This is a genomic window from Parasphingorhabdus flavimaris, from assembly GCF_013371215.1.
In the GTDB taxonomy this organism is placed as follows: domain Bacteria; phylum Pseudomonadota; class Alphaproteobacteria; order Sphingomonadales; family Sphingomonadaceae; genus Parasphingorhabdus; species Parasphingorhabdus flavimaris.
Genome location: NZ_JABWMH010000001.1, coordinates 541967 through 561860, shown reverse-complemented (window position 1 = coordinate 561860; position 19894 = coordinate 541967). Strand labels below are relative to the sequence as shown.

Annotated in this window: 24 protein-coding genes; 12 read left to right on the top strand and 12 right to left on the bottom strand. The window is 50.9% G+C overall.

Annotation, left to right across the window (positions count from 1 at the left end):
- The first annotated feature begins 80 nt into the window (after positions 1-80).
- The gene (locus HUO14_RS02710) at positions 81-509 is read left to right on the top strand and encodes a plasmid mobilization protein (RefSeq protein WP_217907888.1); all 429 of its coding nucleotides are present in this window, start codon (positions 81-83) and stop codon (positions 507-509) included.
- The gene (locus HUO14_RS02705; RefSeq protein WP_176278332.1) at positions 506-1750 is read left to right on the top strand and encodes a relaxase/mobilization nuclease domain-containing protein; all 1245 of its coding nucleotides are present in this window, start codon (positions 506-508) and stop codon (positions 1748-1750) included. Before HUO14_RS02710 ends, HUO14_RS02705 begins: the two co-directional genes overlap by 4 nt.
- Before the next feature lie 40 nt (positions 1751-1790).
- Here the strand turns inward: HUO14_RS02705 and HUO14_RS02700 are convergent, their stop codons facing one another.
- Both HUO14_RS02700 and HUO14_RS02690 read right to left on the bottom strand, forming a co-directional pair.
- The gene (locus HUO14_RS02700) at positions 1791-2012 is read right to left on the bottom strand and encodes a hypothetical protein (protein WP_176278331.1); all 222 of its coding nucleotides are present in this window, start codon (positions 2010-2012) and stop codon (positions 1791-1793) included.
- A 449-nt stretch (positions 2013-2461) separates the two neighbouring features.
- A protein-coding gene (locus HUO14_RS02690; RefSeq protein WP_246255174.1) for an IS3 family transposase occupies positions 2462-3654 on the bottom strand; the annotation gives its coding sequence in 2 pieces (ribosomal slippage) (positions 2462-3396 and positions 3396-3654; 1194 coding nt in all).
- 703 nt (positions 3655-4357) lie between these two features.
- On the opposite strand from HUO14_RS02690, the gene HUO14_RS02685 reads away from it, so the two are divergent.
- From HUO14_RS02685 to HUO14_RS02660, 6 genes are all read left to right on the top strand, one after another.
- Positions 4358-5080, top strand: a complete 723-nt coding sequence (locus tag HUO14_RS02685) for a TetR/AcrR family transcriptional regulator (protein WP_176278329.1) — start codon at positions 4358-4360, stop codon at positions 5078-5080.
- Positions 4962-5849: an SDR family oxidoreductase gene (locus HUO14_RS02680; protein WP_176278328.1), complete on the top strand. Its 888-nt coding sequence runs from the start codon at positions 4962-4964 to the stop codon at positions 5847-5849. The genes HUO14_RS02685 and HUO14_RS02680 overlap by 119 nt, the downstream gene beginning before the upstream one ends.
- A gap of 3 nt (positions 5850-5852) precedes the next feature.
- Positions 5853-6176, top strand: a complete 324-nt coding sequence (locus HUO14_RS02675) for a putative quinol monooxygenase (protein ID WP_176278327.1) — start codon at positions 5853-5855, stop codon at positions 6174-6176.
- Entirely contained in the window at positions 6173-6859 is a 687-nt protein-coding gene (locus tag HUO14_RS02670; RefSeq protein ID WP_176278326.1) for an SDR family NAD(P)-dependent oxidoreductase, read from the top strand. Before HUO14_RS02675 ends, HUO14_RS02670 begins: the two co-directional genes overlap by 4 nt.
- Before the next feature lie 104 nt (positions 6860-6963).
- The gene (locus HUO14_RS02665) at positions 6964-7365 is read left to right on the top strand and encodes an SRPBCC family protein (RefSeq protein ID WP_176278325.1); all 402 of its coding nucleotides are present in this window, start codon (positions 6964-6966) and stop codon (positions 7363-7365) included.
- A complete protein-coding gene (locus tag HUO14_RS02660; RefSeq protein ID WP_176278324.1) occupies positions 7362-8219 on the top strand; it encodes an RNA polymerase sigma factor in 858 nt (285 codons plus the stop codon). The genes HUO14_RS02665 and HUO14_RS02660 overlap by 4 nt, the downstream gene beginning before the upstream one ends.
- Positions 8220-8471: 252 nt before the next feature.
- Here HUO14_RS02660 and HUO14_RS02655 read toward each other — a convergent pair whose 3' ends face one another.
- Positions 8472-8942 (bottom strand): DUF6194 family protein, encoded by a 471-nt coding sequence (locus HUO14_RS02655; protein WP_217907887.1) that lies wholly within the window; start codon positions 8940-8942, stop codon positions 8472-8474.
- Positions 8943-9032: 90 nt separating this feature from the next.
- Entirely contained in the window at positions 9033-10016 is a 984-nt protein-coding gene (locus tag HUO14_RS02650) for a LysR family transcriptional regulator (RefSeq protein WP_217907886.1), read from the bottom strand.
- Between the two features lie 14 nt (positions 10017-10030).
- On the opposite strand from HUO14_RS02650, the gene HUO14_RS02645 reads away from it, so the two are divergent.
- A complete protein-coding gene (locus HUO14_RS02645) occupies positions 10031-10657 on the top strand; it encodes an FMN-dependent NADH-azoreductase (RefSeq protein ID WP_176278323.1) in 627 nt (208 codons plus the stop codon).
- Positions 10658-10670: 13 nt separating this feature from the next.
- Positions 10671-11438, top strand: a complete 768-nt coding sequence (locus tag HUO14_RS02640) for an SDR family oxidoreductase (protein WP_176278322.1) — start codon at positions 10671-10673, stop codon at positions 11436-11438.
- Between the two features lie 926 nt (positions 11439-12364).
- Here the strand turns inward: HUO14_RS02640 and HUO14_RS02635 are convergent.
- The 6 genes from HUO14_RS02635 to HUO14_RS02610 form a co-directional block, all read right to left on the bottom strand.
- Positions 12365-12610: a hypothetical protein gene (locus tag HUO14_RS02635; protein WP_176278321.1), complete on the bottom strand. Its 246-nt coding sequence runs from the start codon at positions 12608-12610 to the stop codon at positions 12365-12367.
- 508 nt (positions 12611-13118) lie between these two features.
- Positions 13119-13709, bottom strand: coding sequence for a mobile mystery protein B (locus HUO14_RS02630; RefSeq protein WP_176278320.1), 591 nt, complete (start codon positions 13707-13709; stop codon positions 13119-13121).
- On the bottom strand, positions 13706-14167 hold the full coding sequence (locus HUO14_RS02625) for a mobile mystery protein A (RefSeq protein ID WP_217907885.1): 462 nt from the start codon (positions 14165-14167) through the stop codon (positions 13706-13708). The genes HUO14_RS02630 and HUO14_RS02625 overlap by 4 nt, the downstream gene beginning before the upstream one ends.
- A gap of 159 nt (positions 14168-14326) precedes the next feature.
- Positions 14327-14557: a hypothetical protein gene (locus HUO14_RS02620; protein ID WP_176278319.1), complete on the bottom strand. Its 231-nt coding sequence runs from the start codon at positions 14555-14557 to the stop codon at positions 14327-14329.
- Between the two features lie 301 nt (positions 14558-14858).
- Complete coding sequence (locus tag HUO14_RS02615; protein ID WP_176278318.1) at positions 14859-15170, bottom strand: hypothetical protein; 312 nt, start codon at positions 15168-15170, stop codon at positions 14859-14861.
- A 394-nt stretch (positions 15171-15564) separates the two neighbouring features.
- Positions 15565-16719 (bottom strand): hypothetical protein, encoded by a 1155-nt coding sequence (locus HUO14_RS02610; RefSeq protein ID WP_176278317.1) that lies wholly within the window; start codon positions 16717-16719, stop codon positions 15565-15567.
- Positions 16720-16890: 171 nt separating this feature from the next.
- Between HUO14_RS02610 and HUO14_RS02605 the strand changes: the two genes are divergently transcribed.
- Positions 16891-17640, top strand: coding sequence for a hypothetical protein (locus tag HUO14_RS02605; protein WP_176278316.1), 750 nt, complete (start codon positions 16891-16893; stop codon positions 17638-17640).
- 56 nt (positions 17641-17696) lie between these two features.
- The gene (locus tag HUO14_RS02600; RefSeq protein ID WP_176278315.1) at positions 17697-18134 is read left to right on the top strand and encodes a hypothetical protein; all 438 of its coding nucleotides are present in this window, start codon (positions 17697-17699) and stop codon (positions 18132-18134) included.
- Here HUO14_RS02600 and HUO14_RS16380 read toward each other — a convergent pair.
- Both HUO14_RS16380 and HUO14_RS16375 read right to left on the bottom strand, forming a co-directional pair.
- Positions 18131-19216: a type IV secretory system conjugative DNA transfer family protein gene (locus tag HUO14_RS16380; RefSeq protein ID WP_176278314.1), complete on the bottom strand. Its 1086-nt coding sequence runs from the start codon at positions 19214-19216 to the stop codon at positions 18131-18133. The genes HUO14_RS02600 and HUO14_RS16380 overlap by 4 nt on opposite strands.
- Positions 19213-19854, bottom strand: coding sequence for a type IV secretory system conjugative DNA transfer family protein (locus tag HUO14_RS16375; protein ID WP_176278313.1), 642 nt, complete (start codon positions 19852-19854; stop codon positions 19213-19215). The genes HUO14_RS16380 and HUO14_RS16375 overlap by 4 nt, the downstream gene beginning before the upstream one ends.
- Positions 19855-19894: the final 40 nt, after the last annotated feature.

Below are 19894 nucleotides of genomic sequence, written 5' to 3'. Positions count from 1 at the left end.
AACGCGCTGTTTGACACTCTATCAGAGTGGAATGACCATCTCAAACACATAGACCTGAAAGGAATTGATGGACCGACCCCATGAAGGAGTCGGTAAGAAAGTCCTTTTTGGACGCATCAAGCGCCTCTCCCCCAAAAGAAAAAAAGGAATATCCTAAGCCCCTATCTGTGAGGTTTACCGATGAAGAGCGTGCCGAACTTGAGAGGAAGGCAGGCAATCTCACCCTGAGTGCCTATGTCCGTTCGCAATGCGTCGGCGATGTCGCGCCTCCTCATCGGACAAAAGGTAAGCGGCCTGTAAAAGACGAAGAGGCGCTTGGGCGCGTATTAGGAGCATTGGGTCGTTCGCAGCTTTCCAATAATCTAAATCAGCTCGCGAAAGCTGCTCATAGCGGGACGCTTGGCCTTCAGGAGGATTCGGAAGCAGCAATCCTGAAGGCGGCTTGTGATATAGCTTGTATCCGCCTGACGCTCATCGAAGCCCTGGGCTTACAGGATATTGAGCCATGATATTTGTAGGTAATGAGCGTGGAAACGGACAGAATCTGGCTCGTCATTTGATGAGTTCGGAAAATGAGCATGTCACCCTGCATGAAATATCTGGATTTGCGAGCAATGACCTTGCTGGTGCGTTCAAGGAAGCAGAGGCCATATCCAGAGGTACGAAGTGCCAAAAATTCCTCTATTCTCTCAGTCTCAACCCGCCTTGCAAAGAATCCGTTTCAACAGAAGTCTTTCTCGACACAATTTCGCGCGTCGAGGCAAAGCTTGGACTGGAAGGACAACCCAAAGCCGTGGTTTTTCATGAAAAGGAAAACCGTCGCCATTGCCATGTTGTCTGGAGCCGCATCGATGCAGACGCCATGAAAGCCATCACATTATCGTTTCCAAAACGAAAACTGATGGAATTGTCAAAAGAACTCTATCTTGAACATGGCTGGGACATGCCAAAGGGCTTTCTCCAACCTCTATTCCGCGATCCGAAAAATTTCACGCTGGCTGAATGGCAACAAGCCAAACGTATCGGAGAAAACCCTCGTGAACTGAAAGCAATATTCCAGTCATGCTGGAAGCAGTCGGATAACCTCAAATCTCTTGCGAACTCCCTCCAGGAACATGGGCTGATACTCGCTCAAGGTGACAGACGCGGGTTTGTTGCGACAGATATAAATGGCGAGATCTATGCGCTTGCCAAATGGGTTGGCGTCAAAACCAAGGAAGTGCGGGCAAGGCTTGGCGATCACGAGGCATTACCTTCAATAGGCGATGCCCAGACTCAAATTGCCAAAACGGTAATGCCCGCACTTGAGAAACTTGAACGAAGGCAGGCTGACAAACATACGTCAATGAGCAAACAGCATGAGAAACTGCTGTGGAAGATGGCCGATAGCCATACCAAAGAACGCAAGGCTCTGGTCGCAAGACAGGAAAAGCGGACACTCAAGGAAACTCAGGCGCGTCAAGAACGCTTCAATAAGGGCTTGCGAGGACTTTTTGACCGCATAACCGGAGCATACAGCAAGGTAAAAAGACAGAACGAGATGGAAGCCTTTGACGCTGCCGAGCGTGATCAGAAACAGCGGGATGCCTTGATATTCCGGCAGATGGGCGAAAAACGACAATTGGCGTTACACAGTGCCGAGCTTTTGGAGAAATCACGGAGAGTTCCCTCACGGCTTCAAGCTGATTTGGAAAGGTTGAGAGCGTCCCGAACGAGTAAATCAAATGCTCCAAAAGGCCTAGGGCGCTAAAAATAGCCAGCAACAGATTATGACGTTGTTGTTTTTTGGTCTATTTCTTGATTTTGCTGTTCGCATTTTTGTTATGAGTTGCGGCGGCTATTCTTGGGCCAAACCCATCTTCAAAACCATCCCACAGGAAATCGTAGAGTTGATCGAGTTGGCTCTTCAAACGGAGAACTGATTGGTTGAATTCACGTTGGAGGACTACAAGTCCCTCACGAAATGATAGATCTACATCAATCGTGCGTCCATATCGGTCAGTGCCGGTCATTCTATACATCTTATCATTAAACAGCGAGGCCGTTTTAAACGGCTGGTCATCGTCCGTAAATCCCCCTTCGTTGCCATATGAACAGGCAGCCCGTGTTTCATAAGATTGGACAACAGGTATTGTTGCTCTTTCAAACCTAATAAAAAAACCGTGTTGAATAGGATTAGAGCACAATCCACCACAGATATATGCCTCAATAAGAAAACATCAGTAGCAACCGTCAGCCAGTCATATCTTGATATGGGCATTTCCTTAAATAATAGATACACTCGGACGATAGAAATAGATAAAAGGAGATACTGGAAGCCATTTTGAAAACCGAGATCACTTTCGTCAGATTACCCGAGATCAACCTAAACGAGATCATAGTTCACATGTCCGATTCCCGTGTCGCAGAACACATGCCTCTGCTAACAGGCATTTGGGATAAGGCCTTCTGGCCTGCCCCATTAGGGTGGTCCACCGGCTAAGTTAGAGTTCCGGCGGTTAAGGTCGCCCTGCTGGGCGGCCCGGAGCGTAGCGTAGGGCAGACCAGCAGGGCGAGGCAAGATAGTTTCTGGAGCTGGCGGCTTGTAGCCCAGCGAGCTGTGCGGGCGGAGTGTGTTGTAATGCTGGCGCCAGCATCCAATCAGGATTTCGGCCTCCCTCAGCGTGTAAAATATTTCGCCATTGAGAAGTTCGTCCCTGAGCTTGCCGTTGAAGCTCTCGTTGTAGCCATTTTCCCAAGGGCTGCCCGGTTCGATGTAGAGCGTCTTCACGCCAATCCTGCCGAGCCAGTCGCGCACGGTATGGGAGGTAAACTCCGCGCCATTATCCGATCTTATATGTGCTGGCGGACCATGACGCTGGAACAGATCGGTCAGTACCGCCAGCACATCGTCGCTCTTGAGCTGTCGCTGGACATGGATCGCCAGGCACTCCCGGCTGTGTTCATCGATCACCGTCAGCATCCGGAACGCCTTGCCGTCATGGGTGCGGTCGGCGACGAAGTCGTAGCTCCAGACATGGCCACGATATTGGGGTCGGAGCCGCATGCACGAGCCATCGTTCAGCCATAACCGACCACGTTTCGGTTGCTTCTTCGGAACTTTGAGCCCCTCGCGGCGCCAGATGCGCTCGACCCGCTTCGCGTTAACCGTCCAGCCGTCATTACGCAGCAGGCCGGTAATACGGCGGTAGCCATATCGGCCGTATTGCGAGGCCAGCCGGATGATCTCGGCTGTCAGCGACTTCTCATCAGGCCGCGGTCTCGCCGGCTTCCTCTGGGTCGAACGGTGCTGGCCCGTCACCTTGCAGGCACGACGCTCGGATACTCCGAGCGCCTTACACACATGGTCGACCGCCGAACGGCGCCGCGAGGGGCTCAGTACTTTCCCTCGACAATCTCCTTCAGGATCAAAGCGTCGAGCGTCAGGTTCGACACCGCCTTTCGGAGCCGCTGGTTCTCCTTCTCAAGGTCCTTCAAACGCCGAGCCTGGCTCACCTTCAACCCGCCATATTCACGCCGCCAGCGATAGTAACTCTGCTCCGATATGCTCAACGACCGGCATATCGCACCAACCCTCTCGCCGTGTGCCAGCCGAACCTCGGCTTCTCGCAGCATCCCGATGATCTGCTCCGGTGTATATCTCTTCCGCGCCATTCAAAGCTCCTTTCAAGCCATAAATAGCCGAAATCCTAACTTTCAATATGGACCATTTTTCGGGGGGCAGGCCACTTCACCGCAAAATTTGTTTCCACAAAAGAAGAGCGGTGGAAGCAAGATGGGCTGGGGCATTGGGCCATACTGTCAAATAATCGATATATCGGGTGGGGTGGCTTCCAAAAAGAGGGCAACGAGTGGGATTACGGCTTGGTTCTAAAGCCAGACTCATTTGGACTTGGCATACGTATTTCAAGACTTATGATCGACTTCGCAGTTGCGGATGAACGCATTTTCTCAGTGACTCTTCTTTTACCGCCGTCGCGCAAAAATCTAGGCGCGCTAAAAAGGTTCGGGGTCCAGCTTGCCGGGGAAGTAGAGCATGCAGGAGCCCGGTTTCTCAAATATCGACTTGAGACCGATTGAACTCCTATTACCTAGAACTGCATATTTTACACCTTTATCAGCTTCGCTGAAGGCAAGCAGAACCTCGCAGTCGAACCTTTCAAGGTCAAGCTAATCATGAGGTTCGTGAATTTCAACATTGCCGATCATATAATGTGAGAGATAGCTAAGCCACAGTTTTAAAAACTTTATGGGAGTAAAATGGCAAGACTTGTCACTATCTGCATCGGGCTAAAAAGCAATTGACATTATAATTGACCGGTCTATTATTAATTCAACAGATGCAAGGGAACACATCATGGCTCGGGTGCGAAATCAGGAAAATTATGATGCGGCGCGTACGCGGCTGCTTGATGTTGGTGAAAAGCTTATTCGTCAAAAGAGCTTTGCGGACACAGGTGTAATGGATGTTCTAAAATATGCGGAAATCGCAAAAGGGTCATTCTATCATTATTTTCAGAGTAAAGAGGATTTCGGTATCGAAATTGCGCGCCGATATTCCAAACAGCAAGTTGAATTCGCCCGCCAAGTGTTAAACGATGATGGTAAGCTGCCGATATTGCGACTCAGGGCTTTTTTTGAAGCTGCGGCAGTGGATATGGAAAATCGTAGTTTCTCCCAAGGCTGCCTGATGTGCAACCTTACAAGTGAACTTGCGGATGAGAGTCCGACGTTTCAAGCAGAGCTGAATCAAAATTGGCAGGAGCTTTCCGACGAAATAGCTCAGTGCCTTAAAGATTCAGATCTCACGACGATCAACCTATCTCACCTAAGCACCGCAGAAGCAGCGGATTGGTTGCTCAACGCCTGGAGCGGGGCACTGACACGGATGAAGGCCGCCGGAAATTCGGACCCGCTCGAATTATTTATGAAATCAGTCTTCAAAAACCAAGGAAAAACGAATGAACGCAAATTCCCCAAAAACGATTCTTGTAACCGGCGCGAGCCGGGGTATCGGTTACCTTACGGCAAAAACACTCGCCGCCGGGGGGCATCACGTTTACGCGGCTATGAGAGATAGGGATGGGCCCAACGCCAAAGCTGCTAGCGCTCTCACTGACTACGCCATGCAATCAGGGCTTTCACTTTTGATCATCGACCTCGATGTGACATCTGAAGAAGACTGTCAGCGCGCAATTGCCAAAATTGAGGCGGAGCGCCCTCTCGATGTGCTCGTTAACAATGCCGGTGTCATGCCCGTTGGCGTCACTGAGGCTTATTCCCCACAGGCGACGCAAGCCTGTTTCGATGTGAACATGTTCGGGCTAGCCAAGATGAGCCAAGCGGCCTTGCCTGCCATGCGTCAGCGTCACAGCGGCCTGCTCATTCACTTAAGTTCTGCGGCTGGGCGCTTGGCGATTCCATATTTTGGCATTTATTGCGCGTCGAAATGGGCGATGGAAGCCTATGCCGAGAGTTTGAATTATGAACTGGCGCCCTTTAATATTCAGTCAGTGATTATTGAGCCCAGCGGTCATGCAACGGACTTGGTCAAAACCGCCCCGGCGCCAGATCTTCCAGCCGTTCTACAAGAATATGGTCCCCACAATGAAGGGCGCGAAAAGCTTTTAGGAATGTTTCGCGATCTGTTTGCCCAAGACCAGACAGGCAACGACGCGCAGAATGTGGCTGATAGCATAATGGCCCTCGTCGAGATGGAAGGGCTGCGCCCTATCCGCACGCAAATTGGCGATGATATGGGCGTCTCCGCCATTAACATGGCGACAGCGCCAATCCAGACGAGGCTCATCGAGCAATTGTCACAAGTTTATGCGTTCGAGGAGCAATAAATCATGTCCGACACTCGTCTCTATCTATTTGCGACGATCCGTCCGAAGCCTGAGTTTTTTGAAGTTGCCCGAGCAGCACTGGACGAACTGGTTCCTTTAACTCTGCTCGAACCAGCGTGTCACGTCTTCAGCGTGTTTGTCAGCCGTGACGAGCCTGACACGTTACACCTGTTTGAATGCTTCGAGGACGAATCCGCATTAGCAAGGCACTATGAGGCACCGTATACAGAGGCGGTATTCCAGAATTACGAAAGCTGGCTTACCACTCCCGTCGACGTGCGCAAGTTGAGTGCGTCGTCCGCTACTTCAGCGGGGCAGTTCCGATGATCAAGAATGCACTGATTGTCGGTGCCGGGCATGGCCTCAGCGCCTCGCTCGCCCGTGTGTTCGCAGCGAACGGTATAAGGGTCGCCTTAGCGGCCCGAGATGCAACCAAGCTCGGGCCGCTCTGTGACGAGGTGAATGCCAGCGCATTCGCTTGCGATGTCACTCACGAAGAGAGTGTCAACGCTCTGTTTGCCGCCCTTGATGAGCGGGAAGAGGTCGCAGATCTTGTTGTGTTCAATACCGGTTACTACGCCAGAGGTCCGATCGAGGAGCTTGCGTCCGACACGGTGCGCCAGAGCTTGGAAACCAACGCCTTTGGCGCATTCCTCGTTGCTCAGGCCGCAGCTGTTCGCATGCAGGGCTCTGGCGGCGTTATCCAATTCACAGGTGCGACAGCAGGTGTAAAGGGTTTTGCCAACTCCTCACCGTTCGCTATGGGTAAGTTCGCTTTGCGGGGACTATGTCAAAGCCTCGCGCGCGAATTGGCGCCCCGGAACATTCATATCGTACATTTCGTACTCGACGGCGTCATTTACGAACCGGCCCGCGGCGCGCCCTATGACAACGTTGAAAGATCACTTCACCCAGACAGGATTGCGGAGACCTATCTGGCCGCTGCACGGCAGCACAGGAGCGCTTGGAGCTGGGAAATCGAACTGCGTCCGAGCACCGAGGTTTTCTAAGGTTTCACCCTGTCGGCAAAATAATGAGTCACACTTTTCGTCCGGGCTTCCTCTTTATAAATAGCCCCTCGTCATGAGCGGCACGTAAAAAAGGAGATTAGAAGATGAAAACCCATGACGTTCAATCAGTCGCCATCGCCAGGCCGCATGAAGCCGTGTTCGATTATGTTGCCGACCCGAAAAACCTACCAAAATGGACAAACGCTTTCAAGCGGGCCGACCGAGAGACGGCAGAGCTGGTCACCCCGAATGGCGCTGTTCCCATCCGCCTTGAAACGATTGCGCACAGCGATCAGGGAACCGTTGACTGGAAGATGACCTTCCCGGATGGTTCGGTCGGCGCCGCCTATTCCCGCATAACACCGGACGGCATGGACGCTTCAATATATTCCTTCGTTCTAATGGCGCCACCGGTGCCGCTTGAAGCCCTTGAAGGGGCGCTTGCCGAGCAGATGGGCATCCTTGCTGGAGAGTTGGCTGAGTTGAAGGCGCACTTGGAAGCATGATCAGGTTCGATCCGATCGAAGTTGAAGCGGCGCGGCAGGGAGACCGCGCCGCTTTGGAGGCTGTCATACGTGCAGCCGAGAGGCCCGTATACAACCTTGCCATGCGCATGCTCGCCCATCCCGCAGATGCCGAGGACGCAACCCAGGAGATTCTGATAAAGATCATCACCAATCTTGGGGCACTTCGTGAAATCAATGCGGCCGGTGGATGGGCTATGCGTATTGCTTGCAGGCATCTGGTCAATAGCCGCAAGCGCAGCCGCGTTGAAGCTATGCGTATGAATTTCCAGGGGTTCGCCGAAGATCTCGATAATGGGATGAGTGATTATGCGGAAAGCGAACCAAAGGATGTCGAAACGATACTTGCCATTGAGGAGATTAAGGTCGGCTGCACGCTCGCCATGCTTACCTGCCTGAACCGCACTCTCAGGATCGCATATCTATTAGGAGATGTCTTTGAGCTGACGGATACCGAAGCGGCATCCGTTCTGGAGATCACGCCAGCAACCTATCGCCAGCGTCTGCGACGTGGTCGTGGTGCGGTAAAGAATTTCGTTCTCTCAACCTGCGGAAACGTTTCGGAGAAAGCGGCCTGCCGCTGCGAAAAGCGCGTGGCATCGGCCGAGGCGTTGGGGCGTATCGTTAGGGGACAATCCTTATATGGGCTTGCCAAGGACTCTCAGGGAAAGCTGCTCGAGTTACGTGCCAAAGTGCGGCAGTTGGAAGAAGGACGTCGCGTAGTGGCACTGTTGCGCACCAACCCCGAATTTACATCCAATGTATCTGACTTGGTCCTTTCGACGATCGACTCTGAACGCGGCAGTCCCGAAGTCCAGAGAGGCACTCTTGACTGACGGCAATAGTCCAAAACCAGGTCGACACCGCTTGCCTGCTAAACAGGCGCGTCGGTAATTCACGTGCTTGCCCTCTCTGGATTAGTGGCTCGAACCAAACAAGCATCGCAAAACGACCTCCGCGCTGCAGTCAATTTGAGGCGAGGATCCGATCGCCGTGATGCGCGCCAATTGCATTGACCAACAAAACAAATCTTTATTGGGAGGAAACGATCTCTAATCTTCCGTTTGGAGCTTGCAAGGCAGTGGGTATCATTTAGTCTTCTTCTCGAATGCTGCCCTTGCTTTCAAAAAAGCGGCCTCAATCATCGGTTTGAGCTCCAGCAAAGTCTCTGGTGAAGGATTGAGTACGGATATCCAGCTCATCCAGCCATAGACAGGATGAGGAGATATAACGTCTAGCTCGGTAAAATCCCAAGGGCTAGCTACGGCCTTGCCTTTTGCGGGGCGTGCAGGAGGTGGTCCAAAGCGTTCGAGGAATAGTGGCTTCGCCGTGCCAGTATTGAAGCGGAACACCCCTCCACGAATGAGATCAGAAGCACGGTCATTCTCACCATCCTTCTGCTTTACTGTGGCAAAATAAAACCCGCGCGGCAGCAATCCCTCTGGATTATAGAACAGCGAGGTTTTTCCCCAGGCGTCAATAGCAACCGTTCCTGGAGACCGTTCGGAAAGTGTCTGAATAATGTTTTCAGGTGTGATGCCGTCTTCTTCATAAGGCAATTGTAACTTATAAGCTTGGAATCGCGAGAGTTTTTCTTAGATTTATCTGATCTGCGTTTAGGCAAGTGATCTCGCAAAGTCGGAAAAGCGCTATTTCGGAACGATCTTCTGACGGAAAAAATCGATCGCGACACGAGTCTTTCTAGGAAGGTAGGATCGGCTCGGATAGAGGAGCCAGGCCGCAGATTCGAAGCTTGTCGCAGCCCATTGCTGATCTGGAAAAACGTCAATCAATTCGCCAGAAGCAATTTCGTCCCTCACCAGCCAATCAGCCATAATTCCGATCCCCAGTCCGCAAATAACCGCCTCCTTCAGAGCGAGAGCATTCGAGATCAAAAGCGACGGGCTAATCGGTATCTCCAGCACCTCACCGCCTTTATCTCGGCTCATCCATTGCGATCGAAAACCAGGCAGATCAAAGCTGATAAGCCTATGCCCTTCTAGCTCTGATGGGCCTTTAAGAACTCCACTCTTGTCAACATAATTTGGGCTAGCACAGAGCCGATAGCGCGTATCCATCAGCTTTGTGGCTATCACAGCAATATCGAGAGAAGGTGCTAGCCGGATAGCCAGATCGACCCTCTCTTCGACGAGGTCTACATTTCGGTCATCAAATTTTAGGATCAGGTCAATTTCGGGAAACTGTTCTGAGAATGCCGAAAGATGGGGCACGATGCATGCGTGGCCGAAGGCAACCGACGCACTAATACAAAGCCTGCCCCCAATCGCGCGATCACTATCCCTCATTTTGCCATGGATCGCCTCAAGCTCATCCAACAACGGTGAAATTTTGCCCAGATAGGCTTCACCCGCTTCAGTCAGTGAAATCGTGCGTGTGGTGCGTTGGAGAAGCCTGACGCCGAGTGAGGCCTCTAAAGTGCTGACTGAGCGTGAAATTACAGACGGATCGATATCCAGATGGCGAGCGGCGGCGGCGAAACTCCTTACCCGTGCGACTTCCAAAAAGTGATGAATGTATCTTGTATCCATTAATGTAAATTTTGCATCAATATAATGAAAAAGTCCATGATTATCTGCTTCAATATATAGAATAAAATTGAGGCTTGAAATCAAGAAAGGATCAAGAAATGAAAAACTTACTGCGCGTGGACTCAAGTGCCAGGACCGAAGCTTCACATTCGCGAGCACTCGGCGACTATCTTCTTGAATGCGCACAAGCATACTCGAAAGGCTTGACCGTTCGCACCCGAGACTTGGTCGCAGAGCCAGTCGAGCAAATCCATCAATCGACCATTGCTGGCTTTTACACGCCAGAGGACCAGATGACAGACGAACTGCGGGCAGCCACAGCCCTGTCCGACAAGCTCATCGCTGAAGTTCAATGGGCCGATACGATTCTAATTACGGCACCTATGTACAATTTTTCAGCGCCGTCGGCGCTGAAGGCGTGGATCGATCAGGTTGTGCGGATCAACCGCACTTTCAGCTACGAAGATGGTAAGTTTTCCGGTCTTGTCGGGGTAAATAAGGCGTACGTGTGCTGTGCCTATGGCGCCGGACGGTATGGCGAAGGCGGCGACTTCGCCGCTGCGAATTTTTTAGAACCTTACTTGCGCTTCGTTCTCGAATTTCTTGGGATTGAGCAGGTCAAATTCTTCAGCGCTGAGTTATTAACCGCAGACGAGGCAACCGTTCAAGCTGCCATCGATCGAACCAAGGCGCAGATCGCCGCGGAGTTCAATCCAACCAACTGAAGGGAAACAAATCATGAATGCGATAGAAAACAAATCAATAATCATAACTGGCGCAAGTCAGGGAATCGGCGCAGCAACTGCTCGATATTTGGCAGCATTTGGTGCAACGGTCATTCTTGTCGCGCGCAGCGCGTCAAAGCTTGAGCGTGTCGCCAATGCGATTGCGATTCAGGGAGGCTACGCGGTCACCATCGCAGGCAGTGTCGCTGATTATCAAACGCTCGAGAGCGCAGTGCGTCTGGCTGTTGATCGCACCGGACGTTTGGATGTCCTTGTGAACAACGCAGGGATCATCGATCCCGTCTCGCGTATTGCCGACAGTGATCCCGAAGCGTGGTCACAGGTCGTCGATGTCAATCTTAAAGGAGTCTACAATGGGCTTAGGGCCGCATTGCCTGAGATGATTGCCGCAAAATCGGGCACGATCATCAATATCAGCTCTGGTGCAGCAACTGGCGCCATGGAAGGTTGGAGCCACTATTGTTCGACCAAGGCGGCTGTTCTTTCCCTCACTCGCTGCACACATAAAGAATACGCAGAGCATGGTATTCATTGCGTTGGATTAAGTCCGGGAACGGTCGCCACAGAGATGCAAGGTGTGATCCGTGACAGCGGTATCAATCCTGTAAGCAAACTCGATTGGTCACACCATATTCCGCCTGAATGGGTCGCTCAGGCAATCGCATTTTTAATGAGCCGCGAAGGCGAAGAGTTCGCCGGCGGTGACTTCTCTCTGAAGACAAATGAGGGACGCGCGATAGTCGGCCTGCCGGCTTTGTAGGTCGATGCGTTCAAAAGAGCGCTATCTGTGCGTCTGTAGGACCGAGGATTTGACAGTTTCCGCGCGCCATTCTCACTGTAGAATAACCCTGCCATATTTGCGTGACGATATCTATTAGGAGATGTCTTTGAGCTGACGGATACCGAAGCGGCATCCGTTCTGGAGATCACGCCAGCAACCTATCGCCAGCGTCTGCGACGTGGTCGTGGTGCGGTAAAGAATTTCGTTCTCTCAACCTGCGGAAACGTTTCGGAGAAAGCGGCCTGCCGCTGCGAAAAGCGCGTGGCATCGGCCGAGGCGTTGGGGCGTATCGTTAGGGGACAATCCTTATATGGGCTTGCCAAGGACTCTCAGGGAAAGCTGCTCGAGTTACGTGCCAAAGTGCGGCAGTTGGAAGAAGGACGTCGCGTAGTGGCACTGTTGCGCACCAACCCCGAATTTACATCCAATGTATCTGACTTGGTCCTTTCGATGATCGACTCTGAACGCGGCAGTCCCGAAGTCCAGAGAGGCACTCTTGACTGACGGCAATAGTCCAAAACCAGGTCGACACCGCTTGCCTGATCTCAGGCGGCGAATCTTCTTGAACAAAGTAAAGGCCTTTTACCGTAACCTCAGATACGGCCTTCCATAACCGAACAATATCCCGCCTCGAGTCATTGGTCATGGCTCCCTGCTCGAGGTTCACAAAAGCTTCCGAAAGTCGGTTTGTCGCAGCCATTTGCTGTAGTTGGAAACGATCTGTGAACACTTTCAGGCGCGCCTCCGATGGGAATTTGCCGTGGCCACATCAGTGTTGGGCGTCCGCTTTCTCCTGCTGTTTCAAAGGGCGCCGATATTCCAGCATCTCCTCGTCGGTCAGTCCCCTGATTACCGACCCGGGCAGCACCTACTCAACGAAGGCGTTGTGCTTGAGGATCATGGCTTCACCTTCGGAAGTACGGAATTTTTGGAATGTTTCCCGCGCCCGTTTGGGAAACATGTCCCAGCCTATCAAGGGAGGCGATCGCTTCCATGAACACGATTCCCCTCATGGCACCCGGGAAGGAGAATGCCCAGTCAAACCCCAGAGATGATATCCAATCGTTCGCGATCATTTCAACCGTAACTGCGACACGTCCGCTCTCGTTCCTTCGGCGGACAATTTTGACGCTGTAGGTTGTATCTTTCATAGGTCTAGCTCCGTCCATGGGTCAATGGGTTTCCAAAGGGCAGAGTGACATCTCCCTTTGGTCACAATGATATTGTCTCCATGAAATGGTCTTGGGGTTTTAGGGGAGACAGGAACGCTCACCTGATGATGGTGCAGCTTTCACAAGATGCGAGTGGGTTTCAAGGGTGGCGCGATAGCCCCCTGATCTTCCTGAAAGGATCGATGGGTGCAGGGAGAGCGAAGTCTCCTTGCGAGTGATTGACCGGCGATACGGTCTAATTGGCGTGGGATGGCTCCAACATCTGATATTTCATATCCTTGGATGCCTAAGTCCCGCGCCAACCGCGAGAGGGATGCAACGGGAGAGCGCAGCGTCTCCCTTGCCAAGGTAGTTTTGTAATACAAAACACACCTTGCATTCCTTCATTTAGACAAAACACCGGACTATTTCGGGAGCACATTTTTCCGTCATACCAGCGTGGACTCTATGTACTATATCCACAAACATATCCAGAAAGACCCATTAATCAGCTTCGCGCAAATTCGATCAAATCAGATATGTCGTGAGCATCTGCCTTTTGTAGCGCCGCAACATATGCCTTTCGTGTGGCACTTGGCTCGACCATATTTTTCCTGCCCCAGGTGAAGCGATCACCACCAAGCTGCTTTATCAGAACGTCGGCGGCAAGACGTGCATGTCGTCCGTTGCCATTGGGGAAAGGATGGATTGCGACTAGCCGATGATGAAAACGCACCGCGATTTCATCTGCTGGGTAGGTTTCGTTCGCAATCCAGTAGCGCACATCATCAAGCAAGGTTTTCAGCTCAACGCCAATGCGTACCGGATCAATTCCGATGGTTTTTTCGGTTTGGCGGATATCCCCTGCCCACTTCCACACTTTCCCAAACATTTGTCTGTGAAGCGCCTTTAACGTGCCCTCATCCAGAACATCGCGTTTTCGGGAAAAAGCCCAACGCTCGGCCTCGGCAATATTGATAGCCTCGGCTTCATTGAGTTCACGGCGCAGCGTGATGTAGTTGGGAATCAGTCCCTCCCGCTCGTCGGGGTCGAGCGGTGTGGCTGCGTCATCGTCTCCATCAAATAGCGGGTCGCTCATGTTTCGTTCCACAAACGCCGTGCCTCTTTTTCGATAATCTCATCTATGATGCGGTCCGCTTGTTGCTTGCGGTCGCCCTCATCCATCGCCTGATCTTCAAGGCGCATGGTATGGTCGATAAATTGCAGACGTTCCTTGGCGACAATTTTTGCACGGTCACGCAAGATTTCATCCATCGGTTTGACAGGCACAATCGCATAGACAAACCTGCAATTCATGGCTTCGGCAGCTTCGCGCATAGTTTTGATGGTGACGTTGCCTGTCACCTCAGATTTTTCCAATGCGTTTATGCGCGAGCGAACGACGCCAAGGCGCTTTGCCATTTGCACAGCGCTCATGTTCAAGGCTTCGCGGATGGCTTTTATCCATCCGCGTGGCGGCGTAGCGAGTTCGCTTTCGATTTTACGAAGCGGCGAAAGTCGTCTTTCAAGCTGTTTTCTTGCGTTTTCCATGTTCATAATGTCACCTATGAGTGAACTTAATAAACATAGTATGTCACATATAGATGAACAAATGCAATATATAATGTCACATATCAGTGAACATTATTGGATATGATGCAAGCTACCCCTCAAAAGCTTCGTGTTTTTGATCGGGCGTTAAAGGCGTGGAGCCGCTCATTGAGCAGCTCCAGCATCTTGACCTTCGGATTTTTCTTCAATTGGGAAGAGATAGAAACCGCCACTGATAACCTGTTTCCCAGTCAGCTTGACATAGAGACCTTCGGTCGGGCGAGTGAAGGCAACACCCAATCTTTCGAAGCGGACATTTTCTCCATAACCAACGCGGCTTTTCACAACGTGTGTAGGGCGGTTTTTGGTTTGTGTATTTTCATTAGTGTTAGACATGATCGTCTCCTTTTCAGTTTTGATGTTCGACTGGACCTTCCAGCCGATGAGGAGTCGATGAGCCTGTGCCGTCTTTTGATTTGCCAACATGCAACCCGGTCTGCGTAAGCAGATGGTGCGGGCAGCTTGTTGCAAACCCGAAGGGGTTCTCAGAAGCAGTCAGCTAGAGACAGAAACGAGTGGCAGGAAGGAACAGATGAATATTGCGAAATGGGAGACAGGCAATCTCATGATCACGAATGCCAGACAAAATAAAAGCCCCGCTCGAAACTCGAAGCGGGGCTAGTCAATGTTTGGAACCTTATGCAGCCTTTTTGTTGGGCCGTTCCTCGTCAATAAGTGTCAAATAAGCGACCAGAACATAGAGTTTATCCAAGGTGGTTTTGCGTCCATCCTTAAAGTTTTGAAGATCGCGGGGCGTGATGTTATCGGTATTGATCCGCCTTCCGTCAATCAATCGCACCCTGTCCCCAGCGGCACCGACTTTTTGCTGAATCAATCGACACATTAGGGGCATGCCGTAATCGAGTTCATCTTTGCGCGCTAAAAAGGCGGCAAGGATTTGCCCACGTTCGACGGTGGTAACTTCGTTATTTATCGTTATCGGGTTCATCTGTGTGCTCCTTTCCAGCGTCAATGAATATGAAAGTCGGGTTTTCTAATCTTCTTGCGATGGCTAGTCCGACTTCGGACCTAGCCGATGTAAGTGGTCTTTCCATCGGAACCTCCATTGTATGAGGCGGGCAGGATCACCTGCCCGCTCTCAGATCAGTAACCAGCGTAAAAATTTCCGCTATTGACCATGTTGATCCAGCTAAACAGCTGCCTATCGTAGTACCGATAATTCTCGCTCAATTGTGCGTTTGTCAGGACACTGGAATTATGAGGTGCGCTCATTAGTCTTCTCCGTACTCACAGCGGTTCTGCAAATTTGCCAAACCTCAACTGTCAGTCAGAAAATGACTCATTTTATATTAACCAAACATGAACCATTAATACTTTGTGGTTTATGAATGTCTTCGAGTTTGGAGGGCGCCGGAGGCGCGTGTGACTTCATCAGCAGTAAAAAGGCCGTGTTCAAGCCAACGATCAGTTTCATCTTTCGTCGTCCAGACATTCAAACCTTCGGGCAATGTATCTGTCCGCAAATAATTTATCAGTGCGCCATGAGCACGACGATCATGGATTTGTAATACACGACGCGAAAGGAGATCGCGATCATTCCACTCTCCCCAAACCTCTTGCAAAAACTCTACGATGTTGTCTTTGCGTGGATGATATTTCCGTTCAGGTATGGGCGGTGGGTTCGCTTCATTCTCGAGGAACTGTGCTTTGGAAATAAGCATACGAGCCTGTCGTTCAAACTCTGCTTGAACGTTAGTGTCTGTGCTAATGCTCTTGGCTAACGCAGACAAAGGATCGTCAATGTCACCTTTATCATCTTCCATCCCAGCTTCATCTGGTTGGGGATTGTTTTCATAAGTATCTGTTTTTTCAACTTTTATGTCAAGAATTTGTTTAATTTCAGCTGTTATTGCTTCTGCGGAAAGCATTCGCTTTTTGCTTCGCATCCTGGCGAGGAGACTATCTGGTACACTGGAGGTCAGAGCAGTTTCAAAGTGATGCTCACGAGCGCCAACAATTTCGTTTCCTTGAGCTAGTGATTTCAAACAGGACTTAAGTAGCTGAAAAACTATTGGCTGAAATTCAGATTGATCAATAATTTCACTCGCACATCGCTGAAAATACTCCTCACATAATGTGTAAACCTCTCTATTCTCCTTAGCATTCGAAGAATCCAATTTAGCTTTAAACAAATCTCGGAAGCCTTCAAACTCCTGCATCAGATCGGAAATTTGCTTGAGCGAGAGGCAAAAATTAGGGTGCGCATTTTGGAACTCAAAAATGCTGGCTCTCTCTAGAATCGAAGACAAAGCTTTTTCTAAATAACTATGATTAACTACACCAGACTTGGCCAGTGAATGATGAAGCAAGAACATATTGTTCTTATGAAGTTTGGCCTTCTCTCGTGAGAATGCTTCACGAGCACGAATTACAGAATCATCACCTTTTTTTAAAGTCCGACCTTCATCGATTGATCGTTCAGTCAATCCTTGGGCCACAGCGATCTTATCTAATTCTTCCTCCTTGGTTCCAGTCACAGCGAAGCTTTCATATCAAATATCCGATTTTCCTATATCGTCTTTTACGCTCCACTCACCACTCACGTCAAACACACTCACAGCCAATGGATCGCATCTTACTAGTGCATTGGACAGAAAATTCCTACGGCAACGTGAGACATCCCCTGATGGTTAAACAGGAGATGTCACATGCAAAACCAAACCAAAAAAATTGAACCGATGGCACGGTCTGGCAATTTTAGCCCACCTGCAACGCGTCCACAAATTCAACCCATGCAACCCGTATTCCAGCCTCGGGGCTGGATGCGAACGCTACTGACACTTAGTGCTCCAGGGTTTGTGATCGTAGCTTGCCTAGGCGCCGCGCAGATCGTTGCACCCTATGATTGGAAACCCACTGTCTTAGTGGGTAAGGCAATAGCACAATATGAAGTCACGGTTATTCAGGAAACCCTGATGGATAAGGCTGAGGCAGAAAAACAAATCGCCGAGGCACGCGCCGAAGGCGAACGTGTTGCCGAACTTGCTTTCCAGACAGACCTCAAGGAACTGGAATTTACCTATCAGGAAAAGCTTGTCACCGTACAAACGCAATTGCAAAGCGGTCTTGCAGCCTATCAATCGCTCTATGAACGAGCGAACCTGATCCAGCAGGCAGTGTACCAGATGGAAGGCACCATCCTTCAGCACAAACAGCAGGCCATTCGTAGTTCGCAGGGCGGTAAAGAGCTTGTGGCGAATGTCGCTGATGTTGGCTGCTTCTTTGTACCTGACCTTTGCAAGGTTGGTGATGGCATTCGCGACAAGATGTCGGATGAGCTGGTAGATGCGGGTCGTAGGGGCGCGGGTCAGGTCTCCCGAGACTATCTGCAAGGCATGCCTGATCCTGCTCAATTGCAGTCAGGTATTATGCTCCCGCCCCGCGCAACCTTCCAATAATTCCAACTTCACTCGCCCCGCCTTATGGCGGGGCTTTTTTATCAGGAGAAAGCCTCATGTCATCGCGCAATGGCTCGTATGCTTCCAAAGTTGACAAGATGCCACGAGCCAAGCTCACCACGCCGATTGAACGCGCCAAGGCAGGAAATTCAACACCGAAATCTATATCTGTGAAGGCCGCGCCTTCCCCGACATCGGCAAGGCCCGCATTTGAGGGAAATAAGGCAAAGTCGCTGGCCCAAAAGGCACGCAACGCCAAACAGCAATTTCAGCCATCCCCTGCACGAGCGCCGCAGCCTCGCGGTATGGGTGAAAATAGCGTCAACTGGCAGGCTCATATCAGCCGCGCCAATGCCATGCGCGAACAAGTAGAGGGTCCAAAAAGGCAAGCGGTGAAACCTCCCAAAGACCTAGCCTCAAAAGCAAAAAAGGCAGCGCGGGAATACCGCGCCGCCTCTCCTGATTTGGACAAAGGCCAGTCGCCTAGTCGCTAATCTTTGTCCAAAAGATCTGCGAACATTTCATCATCAAAATAGGGTGTCCGCTTGATCGCGTATGGCCCTTTCCCGCTTACAAAACCCAGCATCAGACCACTTTCTCGCGCAAAGTAGGTCGCGATCTCATCGGGTGTCATCAAGGCCGTTTTCATGATCTGCTCTGATTTTGAGCGCCCTGTGGTAGTGGAATTATTCTCGGTTGTGGATTGCGAGTGCGATTCTTGCTGCGAACCGCCATCTGTTCTGCTGCTTGATTGGCTTTGCGCAGTGGATTGCTGAAACCTGCGGGTAAAGACATCAAAGATGGATTGCCCGCCTTGTATTGTTGCCGTCTGGCTGAGCGGTGCCATGTCCTGAAACGACTGAGAAGAACTATCCGAATAGCTCTGCCCCTCCTGCTGGCTCATTCCATTGGTCTCGCTTGAGCCTTGGGTCACTGATTCAGAACTACCCTTGCTTTCACGAATGACCTCAGTTTCGCCCATACGTTTTGAAAGCCAATCGAGCGTGGTCAGGTCGCTGTTGGCAAAAAACATCATCGTGCCTGCGTTTGCAAGAAAGGTTTCCCAGCTTTCACGGTAATGCTTTTTCATTTGGGTCACGTCCTGGACAATCGGGAAAAGCTTCACGCCATATCCTGCCATCAAGCCCGCTGCCTTCTCCAACATTTCCATGTGACCTAGCGAAGAAAACTCATCGAGGATGAAGAGCACAGGATGACCGTTGGCAGGCTTTTCAAGGCCGATTTCTTCCATGCGGTAGAGCAACATCGAAATGATGAGGCGCAAGAATCGCGCATGGGTTGGAAACATACGTGCAGGCAGGCAAATGTATATCGACATGCCACCTTCAGATGTCTTGATTGCATCTATATCGAAGCTTGTTGCCGAAAATACTTCCCTGATCTTGGGTGTCGAGAGGAAGCGCGTATTGCGCCTTGCTGTGCTGAGAACACCGCCCCTCTCATTATTGCCCATCGCAATCATGCTTTCGGCAGCCCCGATAATAAATTCCCGCACATTGTCATTGATTGCCTCACTGGCGCTCATATGACCCCAAAGTCCGTCAAAGGCGTTCATACCTCATCTTCGATGATCATCGCGTCACGGAAAATGGAGTCACCTTGCGTCAAAAGCTGGCGCACACGCCCGAGATGGCGCGCTTCTTCCTCGGTATCGCAGACATGAAGGATAAGCGCGGTAATCAAATCGCGGGCGCTTTCATCCCAGTGCATATCCTTAGCATTTGCTTTCACGATCATTGCATCTGCAATCATGCCGGCAATATCGATGGCATCGTCGCTTTCGATATCAATCATATCGAGCGGATTGAAACGACCAACAAGCTCGGGGGGCAGACCAGCTTCATCAAAGGGATCAAGTGCGATAACCTGATGCCCAGCCATTTTGGCACGGTGCTGGGCTGTGATGGCAGCGTTTTCGCCTTTGGGATCGATGATAACGGTGCTTCCAGGCCAGAGGCATAGATTGGGAATAATCAGCCCTGTGCCCTTACCACTGCGGTTTGAGGCTGCTGCAAAGAGATGGCGATCATCTTGAACACCAACAGGGTTGCCGTTCAAATCACGTCCAAGCCAGATCATACCAGATTGGTATGGCTGGAGATTGCCTTGCCAGCTTGAAGTTGCGAGCAACTGGTTTTTGCCTCCCAAGTCAATGCCTCGGGGAAAACCAAAGAGTTTTGAATTATCTGTCATGTCTTGTCCTTTCCAAAAAATATGGAGGGACTGGTTGGGA